Origin of the sequence: Proteus vulgaris (genome assembly GCF_016239305.1) — a bacterium.
GTDB lineage: Bacteria > Pseudomonadota > Gammaproteobacteria > Enterobacterales > Enterobacteriaceae > Proteus > Proteus vulgaris_C.
This window is the reverse complement of record NZ_JAEHOQ010000032.1, coordinates 19,678-32,792: the sequence shown is the minus strand read 5'-3', so window position 1 is coordinate 32,792 and position 13,115 is coordinate 19,678. Positions and strand designations below refer to the sequence as shown.

Annotated in this window: 14 protein-coding genes; 13 read left to right on the top strand and 1 reads right to left on the bottom strand. The window is 34.9% G+C overall.

The genetic code is table 11. The features are described 5' to 3' along the window. Positions 1-11: 11 nt before the first annotated feature. The 13 genes from JEP40_RS17510 (at position 12) to JEP40_RS17450 (ending at position 11,818) form a co-directional block, all read left to right on the top strand. The gene (locus JEP40_RS17510) at positions 12-338 is read left to right on the top strand and encodes a phage tail protein (protein ID WP_198624596.1); all 327 of its coding nucleotides are present in this window, start codon (positions 12-14) and stop codon (positions 336-338) included. Beyond that, entirely contained in the window at positions 335-1,039 is a 705-nt protein-coding gene (locus JEP40_RS17505; protein ID WP_198624595.1) for a phage minor tail protein L, read from the top strand. The genes JEP40_RS17510 and JEP40_RS17505 overlap by 4 nt, the downstream gene beginning before the upstream one ends. 2 nt (positions 1,040-1,041) lie before the next feature. Beyond that, complete coding sequence (locus JEP40_RS17500) at positions 1,042-1,767, top strand: C40 family peptidase (protein ID WP_198624594.1); 726 nt, start codon at positions 1,042-1,044, stop codon at positions 1,765-1,767. Then, the gene (locus tag JEP40_RS17495) at positions 1,704-2,270 is read left to right on the top strand and encodes a tail assembly protein (protein ID WP_198624593.1); all 567 of its coding nucleotides are present in this window, start codon (positions 1,704-1,706) and stop codon (positions 2,268-2,270) included. Before JEP40_RS17500 ends, JEP40_RS17495 begins: the two co-directional genes overlap by 64 nt. Next, positions 2,271-5,804 carry a TipJ family phage tail tip protein gene (gene gpJ / locus JEP40_RS17490; RefSeq protein ID WP_198624592.1) on the top strand — a complete coding sequence of 1,178 codons (3,534 nt, stop codon included), beginning with the start codon at positions 2,271-2,273 and terminating at the stop codon, positions 5,802-5,804. It begins immediately after the preceding gene. 3 nt (positions 5,805-5,807) lie between these two features. Then, positions 5,808-6,854 carry a hypothetical protein gene (locus tag JEP40_RS17485; RefSeq protein WP_198624591.1) on the top strand — a complete coding sequence of 349 codons (1,047 nt, stop codon included), beginning with the start codon at positions 5,808-5,810 and terminating at the stop codon, positions 6,852-6,854. Between the two features lie 34 nt (positions 6,855-6,888). Then, positions 6,889-8,550 (top strand): hypothetical protein, encoded by a 1,662-nt coding sequence (locus JEP40_RS19160; protein WP_232799349.1) that lies wholly within the window; start codon positions 6,889-6,891, stop codon positions 8,548-8,550. 401 nt (positions 8,551-8,951) lie between these two features. Next, positions 8,952-9,260, top strand: a complete 309-nt coding sequence (locus JEP40_RS17475; RefSeq protein ID WP_193016132.1) for a phage holin, lambda family — start codon at positions 8,952-8,954, stop codon at positions 9,258-9,260. Beyond that, entirely contained in the window at positions 9,253-9,657 is a 405-nt protein-coding gene (locus tag JEP40_RS17470; RefSeq protein WP_198624590.1) for a structural protein, read from the top strand. The genes JEP40_RS17475 and JEP40_RS17470 overlap by 8 nt, the downstream gene beginning before the upstream one ends. Then, positions 9,654-10,103, top strand: coding sequence for a lysis protein (locus JEP40_RS17465; protein ID WP_198624589.1), 450 nt, complete (start codon positions 9,654-9,656; stop codon positions 10,101-10,103). Before JEP40_RS17470 ends, JEP40_RS17465 begins: the two co-directional genes overlap by 4 nt. A gap of 72 nt (positions 10,104-10,175) precedes the next feature. Beyond that, positions 10,176-10,679 carry a phage gateway protein gene (locus JEP40_RS17460; RefSeq protein ID WP_198624588.1) on the top strand — a complete coding sequence of 168 codons (504 nt, stop codon included), beginning with the start codon at positions 10,176-10,178 and terminating at the stop codon, positions 10,677-10,679. Positions 10,680-10,756: 77 nt separating this feature from the next. Then, a complete protein-coding gene (locus JEP40_RS19155) occupies positions 10,757-11,317 on the top strand; it encodes a pyocin knob domain-containing protein (protein ID WP_232799348.1) in 561 nt (186 codons plus the stop codon). Positions 11,318-11,398: 81 nt separating this feature from the next. Beyond that, a complete protein-coding gene (locus JEP40_RS17450; RefSeq protein WP_198624587.1) occupies positions 11,399-11,818 on the top strand; it encodes a GNAT family N-acetyltransferase in 420 nt (139 codons plus the stop codon). Between the two features lie 76 nt (positions 11,819-11,894). On the opposite strand, the gene JEP40_RS17445 is transcribed toward JEP40_RS17450, so the two are convergent. Next, positions 11,895-12,788 (bottom strand): helix-turn-helix domain-containing protein, encoded by an 894-nt coding sequence (locus tag JEP40_RS17445; RefSeq protein ID WP_198624586.1) that lies wholly within the window; start codon positions 12,786-12,788, stop codon positions 11,895-11,897. Positions 12,789-13,115 lie beyond the last annotated feature (327 nt).

Sequence of the window (13,115 nt, the reverse complement as noted above, 5' to 3'; positions counted from 1 at the left end):
GGAGTAGAAAAATGGAATTTATATGGCGACCCGAATTCGGTTATCAAGTGAGTCATGAACCCAAAGTTAAAGTTGCAAAATTTGGTAATGGTTATGAGCAAAGAGTTAAAGACGGGATCAATAATCAATTAAAAACGTATCAACTCTCTTTTATAAAGACAGTCGAGATCGGCAAGAAAATAGATCTATTTTTACAAGAAAGGGGGGCTGTAGGATCTTTTTTATGGTTAACCAGTGATGACAATATAAAACGCCGATTTGTTTGTCGAAGTTGGCAGACCACTCCTAATAATACTGTTTGGAATATCAGTTGTATATTTGAAGAGGTGGTTGCATGAGAGATATTCCTGCAAATATGACAATCGATGTTACTAACATAGAACAAAAAGCCATGCTTGAATTATATGAAATTGATTTAAGCCGGTTTGGTGGCGATATTTATCGTTTTCATGATGGTATGAATGGTGTATTGCAACCAGTAATATGGCAAGGAATGCGCTATGAGCCGTATCCTGTACAGGTTACGGGATTTAATATGACGGCTCAAGGTGCTTCTAATAGACCTAAAATGACATTTGCAAATATAGATGGTTTATTAAATAGCATAAATAAAAGTTATGATGATGCATTAGGTGCAGTAGTGACAAGAAGACAGGTTCTTGAGCAATATCTTGATGCAGTTAACTATCCTAATGGAAATCCTCAAGCTGATCCTAGTCGAGAAGTTGTTCAAAAATACTTGATAGAACAGCGTGAAAATGCAGATTCTGATTTTGTGACTTATATTCTTGCTTTACCGACAGAAACAGATAATGCGTTGATACCTGCTAGGGTTATTCAAGCTGATATCTGCCCTTGGCGCTATAGAGGTTATGACTGCGGATATGATGGCCCAGCTATTGCCAATGAGAAAGATCAAGCCACTTCTGATCTCACGAAAGATCGTTGCTCTAAAAAATTCAGTGGTTGTTTATTACGTTATCCCCGTCCTTTACCTATGCCATTTGGTGGTTTTTTAGGAGCCAATAAGCTGGGTTAATCATGATTAATATCGAAAAAGAAATTATCGCTCACGCGAAAGCGGAAGGAGTGAGGGAATCATGTGGCGTAGTTTCAGGAGATCGTTATTTTCCTTGTCGTAATATTCATCCAACGCCGGCTCACTATTTTGAAATTAATCCTGATGATTGGATTACGGCTGAATGTTATGCCGATATTATAGCCATTGTGCATAGTCATCCCAATTATCAACCTTTCCTTAGTTCGGGTGATAGAACATTTCAGTTAAAAACAGGTTTGCCTTGGTGGTTAGCCTGTAATAACAAACTTTATAAATTTAATCCTATCCCACCACTTTTAGGCCGTACATTCAGTCATGGTACCCAAGATTGCTATTCAATTATCCGAGATAGCTATCACTTGGCAAATATATCATTAACTGATTTTAAACGTAATGATGAGTGGTGGTATTCAAATCAGAACTTGTATTTAGACAATATACAAAACCAAGGTTTTTATCAGGTTGATGATATTCAAGAAGGAGATGTGATCCTAGTTTGTTTAGGCACATCAAAACCTTGTCATGCTGCACTTTATATTGGTAACCAAGAAATATTACATCATCGACCAGACAGATTGAGCAAGAGAGATACATATAGTGGTTATTGGCTTAAATACACTCACAGTATATGGAGGCATGAACAATGGTCAAATTACAGTTTGCAGGCTATTTACGCCGATTTGGACGTAAATTTGAACTTGAAGTAAATACAGCAAGTGAGGCATTACGTTGCCTTTATTATCAAATTGAAGGCTTAAAAAAAGAAATCAACTTGGGGCAGTTTAGAGTCCGAATTGCAGGTAACGATATGACTGAGCAAAGTATTGCTGGCGGTCTTAATACACCTTTGAAATCTGGCGATTGTATTACTATTGTTCCTGTAATTGGTGGTGCTAAATCAGGAAGTTGGTTAGGAATAATTGCAGGAGGTGCATTAATAGGTGCATCATTTCTTGTCCCTGGCGCTTTTTTAGGCACATTAACATCGACTGCACTTTTTGCTGCTGGTATAGGTGTTGCAGCTTCAGGTTTAGCTGGATTACTGACTAAAACACCTCCGGCACCAAGTTATGGAAGTAGTTCATCAGAAAGTAATAAATATTTTAATTCATTGTCGAATCGAATGGGGCAAGGTCATCCGGTTCCTATTTGCTATGGAGAAATGGTTATTGGTTCTAACGTAATTTCTCAAGGTATGGAGGTTGTGTAAATGGGTAAAGGCGGTGGTTCAGGAAGCACACCAAGATTGGTGGACGATAATTTAAAAAATAAACAAATACTCAATATTATAGATCTTGTTTCAGAAGGGCCAATCGAAGGTCCTGTTGGCGGTATGCAAGGCTTTTTACTTAATGAAACGCCGGTGGTAGATAATGAAGGTAATACTAATATACACGGTGTTGATATTCAGTGGAAATCAGGAACTCAATCACAAGAGCCACTGGAAGGTTTTTCTTTCGTAGAAAAAGAAGTACCTGTCAATGTCAGTGTAAAACAAAAAACACCAATATTGCGAGTTATTTCTGATAAAGAAACGGATCGAGTTAGATTAACGTTAGGTGTTTCATCTTTAACCAAACAAGATTTAAAAGGCAACCAAGAAAATACATCTGTGGATATGCTAATTGAAGTCAATGATGGTTCAGGTTGGGTTAATGAAAAACGAGTTACTATTGGGCCTGGTAAAATCAGTGGCCAATATCTTGAGTCTCATATTATTAATGCACCGACAAAAAAACCGTTTCAAATTAGAGTTTCCCGTGTAACGGAAGATAGTAAAAATGATCTATTAAGAAATGATACTTTGTGGGCAAGTTATACAGAGATAACGGATGCTAAGTTTTCATACCCAAATTCTGCAATTGTTGGTATGAAGATAGATAGTTCTCAATATGGTGAGATGCCAAATAGAACTTATCATATTAAAGGTATGATTATTCAAGTTCCTGATAATTATGATCCTAATACACGTAATTATAATGGAATATGGACAGGTAAATTTAAACCCGCTTGGACTGATAACCCCGCTTGGATTTTTTATGATTTAGTCACTAATGAACGCTATGGAATTGGCTCTCTAATTGGTCAATTTGGTGTCGATAAATTTGCATTATATGCAATTGCTCGTTATTGCGATGAGCTTGTACCGGATGGTTTTGGTGGTAAAGAGCCTCGCTTTACCTTTAATGCATACATTACATCTCAACGTAAAGCTAAAGAAGTACTTGATGACTTATCTTCGGTCTTTAGGGGGATGCCATTATGGGATGGACAACAACTTACTTGTTTTCAAGATAGAACTTCTGATCCTGTTTGGACTTATACAAATTCGAACGTTATTGATGGTAAATTTAATTATTCATCAACAGCGAAGAGTGCTAGACATAACGCAATTGAAATTTCTTGGGTTAATCCTGAGAACGGTTGGGAAGAAGAGCGAGAATTTATTCAACATGATGAGTTAGTTGAAAGGTTTGGCGGTTTAAATGTTAAGAAAGTCACCGCTTTCGGTTGCACAAGCCGTGGGCAAGCTCATCGTGTGGGTAAATGGATTTTAGAAACCGAACGATTAGAAACTGAAACCGTTAATTTTACTACGGCGAGGGAAGGGATTAGCTGTACTCCTGGGGATATAATTGAAGTTGCTGATGATACATTTGCTGGTGAAAAAGTGGGGGGACGAGTTCTTTCATTTGATAGTTTTACAATAAGAATTGATGCTCCTATTTCATGGAATAAAGAAGATAAAGGACACTTTTCTTATCTTTCTATTAGTGGGAAATTGGCAAAAGTTGAAATTGAAAATATTCAAAAAGATATTGTCACCTTAAAAGAGAAACCTATTGGAATACAAAATTTCGGTGTTTTCTCTATTTCAAAAAATACTTTAACAACTCAGTTATTTCGGGTTATTAATATTTCTGAGGAGACAGAAGGTAATTATCACTATACCTGTATTGAACATGAGCCTCAAAAAGAAAAAGTCGTTGATGAGGGTGCTGATTTTACGCGTAACCCATCTACTATCAATACGATACGTTTACCAAAAGTAGAAAGACTTTCTATTTCTTATATTGAGGATAGTACTCAAGTTCAAGCAAGAGCAACGTGGGTCACTGCGTCCGTAAACCGTAATATTACATTTGATATTAATTTATATCGCAATAATAAATTTGTAAGTACAAATAATAGCGCAGATTTAGAATATTATTTTAATGGACTTACTGCTGGTGAGTATAGCGTTGGAGTTCGGGCAAAAGATGCCAATGGCATGTTAGGTGATGAAACCAAAGTTGTTATGGTAATAGGAACTCCTGCTGCACCTTCGCTTATACGTACTGAACCAGGTTTTTTTGAAATAAAAGTGATCCCTTATATTAGCGCCCCTCACACTTTGAATACAGAATTTGAGTTTTGGTTTGCAGGTGAAAAACGCATTAATAATATTAATGATATTGAAACACTAGCTGAATTTTTAGGTAGAGCCAAATTTTGGACTAAAGGACAACTAAAAGCAGGGCGAGATTATTGGTTTTATGTTCGTAGTATTAACGAGTATGGAAAATCGCACTTTATTGAAGCTAAAGGACAGGCTGAAGATAACACTGAAGCCATCCTTGACGGACTCGGTGAGCAATTCATATCAGCAGAGGCTGGCAAACAACTAGATACTAAGCTTAATTGGCTTTCAGAAACTGCGATTGTTCAAAGTAACGCAAGCCATAGAACATCAAGAGACTTACTTGTAAAACATGGTCAGTCACAAGCTGGCATCAAAGAACTATGGCAAGTTCGTGCTACGGATAACGAAGCATGGGCTCAAACCGTTACTCAGCTCTATTCTTCAATTGATAATGCAGAGAACACGTTTAACTCTGAAATTAAAGAAGTTAAAACGTCAATCTCTAAACTCGATCAGGCGTTTGGTCAGACGACAACTGAAATTAGAACGGAGATAACGACAACTAGTAGCGCAACCAACCAACGTATTGATAATACTAATAATAATTTATCTGGTACCAATAAAAACCTCAGTATCACTAATCAGAATTTAGATAAAACCAACCAAAATCTTGATAAAACTAACCATTCGTTACAACTTACAGATAAAGAGATTGTACGTGTTGCTGCAGATGTTGTGGCGAACAAAGAAGCTATTTCTAAAACTAATCAGGCAATGGCCAAATCTGAAGAGCAGGTACAAGCTCAATTCGGTAAACAGCAGGGCATGATTAACCAAAAAATGCAGGCCGAATTTAGTCAAACAGGTAATGGTGTTGTCACGCATTCAATTAATATCACAATTGTTCATAACAACGTGAAATATAATGCAGCAGGACAAGTTATTAGCGCTCAAGTTAAGAACGGAAAGCTTGAGTCGTATATTGGTTACAATGCCAATAACTTTGCGTGGTACAACCCAGTTAACGGGAAAATGGAATTATTCATGTACGTTAAAAATGGCCAGATGTTTATGCGTGAAGCTTTTATTAATGAGGCATGGCTGAATTCCGTTGTTGTTACTGAATACATTAAATCGGGTGATTACGTTCCCGGTAAGAGTGGTTTTTTGATAGATGGGAAAACTAGCAATATCGAGATGAATAAAGGAACATTCCGAGGGGAGTTGGATATAGGCACCAATAAAACGGGTGCACATACCGTTATTACAAATGAGAGGATAGCTGTTTACGGTGATAAGGGGGAGCTTAGAGTTGAAATAGGAAAAATAACAGGAGTTTAATTAATGTATGGTGTTTATGTTAAGCCAGATATAGGTAATGAATATTATTTAGATGCAGATAGTAATCAGGTTATGGGGTATTTAGGTTCAGCAAAAATAGGGTGGTACAATAACTATTTCTACCCAATAAATAAAGGGTGGAATAAAATGAAACACGAAATACCTGAATACGAAAAGTATAATATTATTATAATTCCAAGAACTATATCACGGACATATAAAATCCCCGGGTCTTATTATTGGTTTTCATCAAATGTTACTGATTATAATATAGATGGTGAGTATTTTAATTTCTATGTTGATGAGGAGCCGGCTGGAGCACGGGTAAACTCAGAGGATGCAGAGAAAGACCCTGAATTTATGTTTGATTTTTATGGTTATCCTAAATCAAGTAGTGAATCATGGGGGATACGATTACACGGGATGAATGGAATTAGTGAGCTGACGCCATCTACGCGGGGTTATTGTGTATTTGCCGAAGTTGTTAAAATAAATGGAGGTCGGGATAATGGCTGGAGAATGCCATCATATATTACCAGTGAAATGAATCCTGTTATCTTTGCACGTCCTAAAAATTCAGGTGCCGTATTTTCATATAATAAAGCAAGGGGGTTAGTTGTTAGTGCTTCTTGTGAAATGTATGTTGTTATATTTTGTACTAATTTTAAGTTAAACCCACCCAAATATGGCATTGTGATTTATAACGAGAAAAAAGAAATTACATTTTCATCCAACTATAAACCCATGAAACTCGGAGAGACGACACGATTTAGTAATCGGAATGGAGCTTCATTCTCTAAACTTAAGAAGCCGATGATTATTCCAGATGCACAATTCGTTAACTGGAGAATAAAGGGGAGTAATAGAGATGATGTTATTTATATGAGAACAGGATTTGGCTTTGCCAATGACGGTAATAGAGTTTATTGGGATGACATATATGCCATTGGTTCAGAGTATGGTGGTTCTTATGGCGCAATTGGTGGGAATGCATTCAGAATAGAATTTGATATTTACGGCATCGAACTTAGCGACTACTTCAATATTTAATTAACTCTTCGTTTATACATCTAGGAAATAAATCATGATATACACAACAGGCACTGTTAACACAGTGTCAGGGTCTGCTATTGTCCGCGGAACTGGCACTAAATTTAAAAATAATAATCCAGCCATTAATATTGGAATGACTATTTTAATTAAATCGGGGAATACTAATATTCCGTATATGATTAAATCCGTTAATTCCGATACTGAATTAGTATTAGCACAACCCGCATTATCTACAGCAACTAACACGACATTCTCAATCCATATTACTGAGCCAGATAATAATAGTGACGCAGCACGAACTATGGTCGCTATTAATAGTTACGTTGAGTATTTCCTCGATGCAATGAACACATGGATGACTCAAACTGGGCAAACAAAAATTGAGATGTCGAATGGTGAGGTTGTCACGCTTGATAGTATTAAAAAGATGCAGGGGGATATCAGTAAAAAAGCGGATGATGAAAAAACTATTCATATTGGAGATTTTGGATTAGGTCGCTCAAATCTCACGGGAGATAAGCATACCCCTAATGCAAATGATATAAAATTCACAGGTGTAGTTACTCCACCGGGTAGTAATGGAACCAACTATTGGAATAATTATTATCCATTATTCAGTATGATTCGTGGTGGGGGAAATATAGGTAATAACGTCCAACTACAGATTACCCCTGAAGGAGTTGCATATAGACGAACATCAACTAACGAGTGGGTTGATTGGATAAAGTTATTGAGTGTTGGTGATTATGGTATTGGATTAAATGCAACGACAGGAACCGCTCAGGCTGAAAATACCAATGCAAATAACTTAGACACCAATGGATTTTGGGCGTCAGGGGGTGGGAGTAGTACTAATTTCTACAACCCTTTTGGGCCATTAATATCATCCGCTCGGGGAGGTGGTAATGATGGAACTGGTCAAGTATTTCAAATTCAAGCATCCTCTAAAAATCTAGCGTATAGAATGCGAAATGTTAATAATTGGACTTTTTGGTCTGAGTTAATGAATGTGCGCAGTGATGGTGTTAAATCATCAAAAAATGATTTTCAAAATAATGGATTCTATACATCCACAAATATTGACAGTGGCATACCGGGCACTGTTTACATGGGCATTATCTCAGCTCATGCAACACAACCAGAATCATACCAGATGGGGTTATTTGGTCGGAATAAAAAATTATTATACACATACAAAGAGAATAATAACTGGGTCGGAACTTATGAGGTTCTTCATCTTGGTAATGCTAAACCAGACTCTAATGGGTTCTACAAAAAAGCCTCCCCTATTATCGACATCAACTCTGACGGCACATTCCTAACTAACGACGAATCAGAAGGCGCTACGGTTACTCGAGTATCAGAAGGAGAATATCTTATCGAAGGTGTGTTGGGCTTTAATGCTGATGCAGGATGGGGCGGTGTTGATGGTGGTATTGAAATTCCACTCGATGTAAACAAGCAACCTTTAATTTGGGTCGACTCTAAGATTAATGCAGATGGCTCTATATATATAAAAACATATCATAGAACACATTTAAATGGACCTCATTTTGCTAAAAATAATATTAATGAATATAACGATGGTGATCCTATTGATATTCCTAAAGGTCGATTTATATCTGTTAGAGTGCAAATGCCTGGAGAGTCTAAATATAATATTAGAATAAATGAAATGAGTGATAATATATAATAAGTTCTTTTATTTTAAATGTTACAAATTAATATTTTGATTTTATTATTTGTGATAAATGGATGAAACTAGTTGTTGATTTTTAGGAAAAATAAACATACACTATCCCCACAGTGAGAGATTTGTACCTAAAGACCTCACAACAGAATATAAATAGCCCCACTCTGAAGTGGGGCTTTTTTGTATCTGTATTTTCTTAACGAATACAAAATAACAATATTTGTTAAAGCTTATTTTCAATTGAAGACCACAATGTGGTCTTTTTTTATATCTGCTATTTATCTAATTAGATAAATAAAACATAAACATACCCATGTTAAAACTGTGCTTAAATTTAAGTGCGGTAGATGAGTATCTTATTTATTACATTTCCTCCTATTGGAGGTAAGCCATGAGAAACAATGAAAGAAAATCCAGACTTATGGGAACAGATATTTATTGCCCTTTCTTCAATGAAAGAACAAGGAATATCAGCCTCTCTCGCTGGAGGAATGGCTATTCTTCGAGGTTTATATAACGGCGGAGGATGGAAACAAACCTCTATAGATGGGCTGATGTGTGCAATGTTTGCTTGGTTCATTAAAGATATTCTGATTTTATTTAATATTAATCATGAGTTTGCTTACTTAGCCAGTGTATTTATTGGTTATGTCGGAGTAGATTCCGTGAGTAAACTTCTTAAAGGAAGAGCAGGAGTTAAAAATGGCTAAAATAGCACGAGGTGAGCGTAATAATAACCCTGGTAATATTCGGCATGGTTCGAAATGGCAGGGATTATCCGTTGAGCAAACAGATAAAGATTTTTGCCAATTTATTTTGCCTGAATATGGAATACGAGCTATCTACAAATTATTACAGACATACCAGAAAAAATATGGTTTAAATACCATTAGAACAATTGTCAATCGTTATGCTCCACCTAACGAAAATAATACAGAAGGCTATATTAGCCGAGCATCAAAAGAAATTGGTATTGATGCTAATAACCCAATTAATACACAATTAAAAAATGTCACCATTCCTTTAGCTGTTGCGATTGTTAATATTGAACTTGGCTATCAACCTTATTCAGAAAAAGTGTTTGAAGATGCTTGGTTGTTACTATGAATTATTTATCAAAAATAATGCTAATAGCGATTTTATGCTTAGGAATAGGATTGCTTTGGTTAATTGATAAAAATAAATCCTTACAACAGGAATACGATAATATTAACCAATCTCTTATTCAGCAGATTACAGAGAATAAAGATTATCAATTAAGAATAAATCGGCTTAACCAACTTGATAGTCGTCATTTACAGGAACTTGTTCATGCAAAAAAAGAAATTGATCAGTTGCGTGATATTAGTGAGCGCGCTCCTGAGCGGGTGTATATCAAAGCAGAGTGTCCTAAAGTCTCAGCCACTTCCACCACCAGCTTGGTTGATGCAAACACCGCCAGACCTACTGACACCGCTATCCGAAATTATTGGTTACTCCGAGAACGAATTGCGCAGTCAGAACAGATCATTCTAGGTTTACAGGATTATATTCGTCAAGAGTGTATTAATTGAAAATATCTTTATACGATTTATAAAATAACCAATTAAATCCACATAAAAGGAGATTTATATTAAGGAGGTGAAATGAAAGATAATGATATTAATATTGCCATTCGTGAACAACTATTAAAACAATTTAAATCAGCAAATATTAATGTTGAAGTTATTGCTGGTTTTCAGCCGGAAAAAATAAAAGATAATAACCTTGTTATGTTTTTCCCGATAAAGGAGGTTGGCCAAGGTTGGCAAAAAAGAAATTATAATATTCAAGGTAATAATGCAAACCATAAAGAACAACAACTGTTTGAATTAACGTTCCAGGTTCAAGGTTTTATTAAACAACATTCAAATTTAACAGCAGGTGATTTAGTTCGAATGACTCGAATGATTATTAATTCGCTGTCTTTTGTTGAATCAATGAGAAAAATGGGAATGGGTATACAGCGAGCGACCGATATTAGACGAGCGCCGATAATTAATGAGGGAAATAGCTATGAACATAATCCTTCATTTGATTTTACTGTGACATTTTCCAGCATCTTATCTTTAATGGTCAAGCTATTTCTATTGGCGCGAATCAAAATTTAAATAGCTATAAAACAGCAGGTATCTATTTTCAGCCTGCAAATGCGAATGCAACGACAAACTTAAATTACCCAGAAGCCATGGCGGGTACACTAATTGTTTTAAAAAATGCAGGCATTACTCAGCTTTATTATGTTTATAACACTAGCCGTATTTATTCTCGTAGCCAGTATGGCACTGGGGGGTTTACGCCATGGGCGAAAGAGTTTAATAGCCAAAATAAACCGACCGCAGGTGATGTAGGAGCGTATTCAAAAGGTGAGTCAGATGGTAAATATCAACCAAAAGGGAATTATCTAGCATCGGGTTATAGTTATTCAAAAGGTGAGTCTGATGGTAAATATATAAAGAAAGGAGGACTAAAACGGGTTGGTTACAAGGAAAAAGAAGGGTTGTGGGATGGTGCAATAATGGACTTAAGTGAGGATGTTAGGGGGAAATTATTAATGGTAATGACAGAAGATTCTGGTGGTATAGATGGCCCTTGTTCATTTTCATTTGTACCTCAAGATAATTTTGAAGTTATTGTCACATGTTATGGTGACAGCTATACAAGATTTAAAACTTCAAATGGCGGGAAAAGATTAACTGCAACTGCCGTAAAGAATAAAGGGATAAAGGCTATTTATATTTGCGAGTGATAGAGATTATTTTTATTTAAAAATTAGCTTTTAAAAAAAATATATGTATATTCTCCAACCATTAATATTAATGGTTATATTATGAAAATCACCCTAGCTACACACCATCATCTTTCTGCGCTTATTGAGCTAGATACCTATGCTCAACAAAATGCTTCACGTATTGAAGAAATTAACGCTTGGCTTAATAGCCAAGCTGTTTATCTTCTTGAAGTAGATGCGCAGATTGTGGGATATGGTGTTATTCATCATCACTTTTTTGGACAACCCTTTATTGAACTTGTGATGATAGATAAAAAGTATCGTCAAAAAGGTTATGGAAAATGCTTGATCACTTATTTTCAAGAAAACACACAAGGAGATAAGCTATTTACATCAACCAATAAATCTAATCATGCAATGCGAAATATGTTAATTAAGTTAGGCTTTATTGAAAGCGGTTGTATTGAAAATCTTGATGAAAACGATCCCGAAATAATTTATTGTTTTATTAAAAAATAATAAATTCTCATAAAATATTAAACAAAAACCATCTAGAATTAGATGGTTTTTAGTGAATTTGTTTTATTTTTTATCATTAACCATCAATTTCAATAGGGATATAGTAATTCACATCTTTAACTAAAGGTATTGGCCTATTAATCAATTCAGAAACAGGGCAATTTTCTTCAAAGATATATTCTTCAATATCAGGTGAGCCTTTTTTTCTAGGTATATTGAGCTTTTTAAGCAAAATACCATAAATATTATAGATAATATCTTTATACTCTAATGTGAGTAATTTTTCTGGAATGCTAAATTTTAAATATTTTGCATTTTCAATATGGGTAGTATTCACAAATTGTGCATTAGATACTTCAGGTGTATTTTCCATCATTGTTGCATATTTTATCATTAGTTCATCGTTTTTATTTGACAAAATATTATGTATGGCATATACACGGTTATGTTTATAAAGTGCATTTTGAAAGAAAATTTTCCAGTACTCTTCTCGTGACTTTTCTGTACTAAAATTCCAATCAATCATATTAGCTTTATAGGTATGCTCGACGCCTATTAAAGATAAAGAATCAATAGTGACAATTTCAATATCTAAATTAAAGTCTCTAAATTTTCTGAGCGGTAATGTAAAACCGTGAGCCTGCCAATTCTCTTTTCTTCGATAATTATAGGGCGTCATATTAAACAGTTTTTTAAACGCTCTAGAGAATGTTTGTTGCGAGTCAAAGCGATATTTTAATGCAATATCAAGAAGTGATGTTCTTTGTAAGCGTAATTCAACTGCAGCACAAGAAAGACGTCTAGCTCGAATATAAGAGGCTAATGTTAGCCCCGTTTGCTCTTTAAACATGCGTTGAAGATGCCATTTTGAATACCCTGATTTTTGTGAAATATTCTCAATTTTTAGATCTTTCTCTAAGTTCTCTTCAATCCAATAGATAATATCTGTAATGACATTTTCACTAAACATATTTTTAGCTCTAGTTAAAAATTATTATTGACAATTGTATATCTAGGTAGTTTTCAGTAGATACTGTAATGAAATTATACTTAAATGTAAATTTGTAAAAATACTTATTCTATATCAGATTTAAAAATAACGTTCTATTTTCAAAAAAACAAATACAGCTAATAACCCATTGATATTATTAAGTAAACGTTATTTGTATAAAATGAAGCAACGAGAAGCTAGATACTCTTTTTTTAATAAAATCTAAGCCAAAGTGTTATTTTTATAAAATAATTAATTTGTTATTTAAATTTGAAACAGTAAATAGCTATTATTCTAATTTAATAG

Coding starts and splice junctions, on each gene's coding strand:
- JEP40_RS17475 (WP_193016132.1), top strand. CDS start 8,952: ATGAAAGAAAATCCAGACTTATGGGAACAGATATTTATTGCCCTTTCT.
- JEP40_RS17495 (WP_198624593.1), top strand. CDS start 1,704: ATGGTCAAATTACAGTTTGCAGGCTATTTACGCCGATTTGGACGTAAA.
- JEP40_RS17445 (WP_198624586.1), bottom strand. CDS start 12,788: ATGTTTAGTGAAAATGTCATTACAGATATTATCTATTGGATTGAAGAG.
- JEP40_RS17505 (WP_198624595.1), top strand. CDS start 335: ATGAGAGATATTCCTGCAAATATGACAATCGATGTTACTAACATAGAA.
- JEP40_RS17470 (WP_198624590.1), top strand. CDS start 9,253: ATGGCTAAAATAGCACGAGGTGAGCGTAATAATAACCCTGGTAATATT.
- JEP40_RS17460 (WP_198624588.1), top strand. CDS start 10,176: ATGAAAGATAATGATATTAATATTGCCATTCGTGAACAACTATTAAAA.
- JEP40_RS19155 (WP_232799348.1), top strand. CDS start 10,757: ATGGCGGGTACACTAATTGTTTTAAAAAATGCAGGCATTACTCAGCTT.
- JEP40_RS17465 (WP_198624589.1), top strand. CDS start 9,654: ATGAATTATTTATCAAAAATAATGCTAATAGCGATTTTATGCTTAGGA.
- JEP40_RS19160 (WP_232799349.1), top strand. CDS start 6,889: ATGATATACACAACAGGCACTGTTAACACAGTGTCAGGGTCTGCTATT.
- gpJ (WP_198624592.1), top strand. CDS start 2,271: ATGGGTAAAGGCGGTGGTTCAGGAAGCACACCAAGATTGGTGGACGAT.
- JEP40_RS17485 (WP_198624591.1), top strand. CDS start 5,808: ATGTATGGTGTTTATGTTAAGCCAGATATAGGTAATGAATATTATTTA.
- JEP40_RS17450 (WP_198624587.1), top strand. CDS start 11,399: ATGAAAATCACCCTAGCTACACACCATCATCTTTCTGCGCTTATTGAG.
- JEP40_RS17510 (WP_198624596.1), top strand. CDS start 12: ATGGAATTTATATGGCGACCCGAATTCGGTTATCAAGTGAGTCATGAA.
- JEP40_RS17500 (WP_198624594.1), top strand. CDS start 1,042: ATGATTAATATCGAAAAAGAAATTATCGCTCACGCGAAAGCGGAAGGA.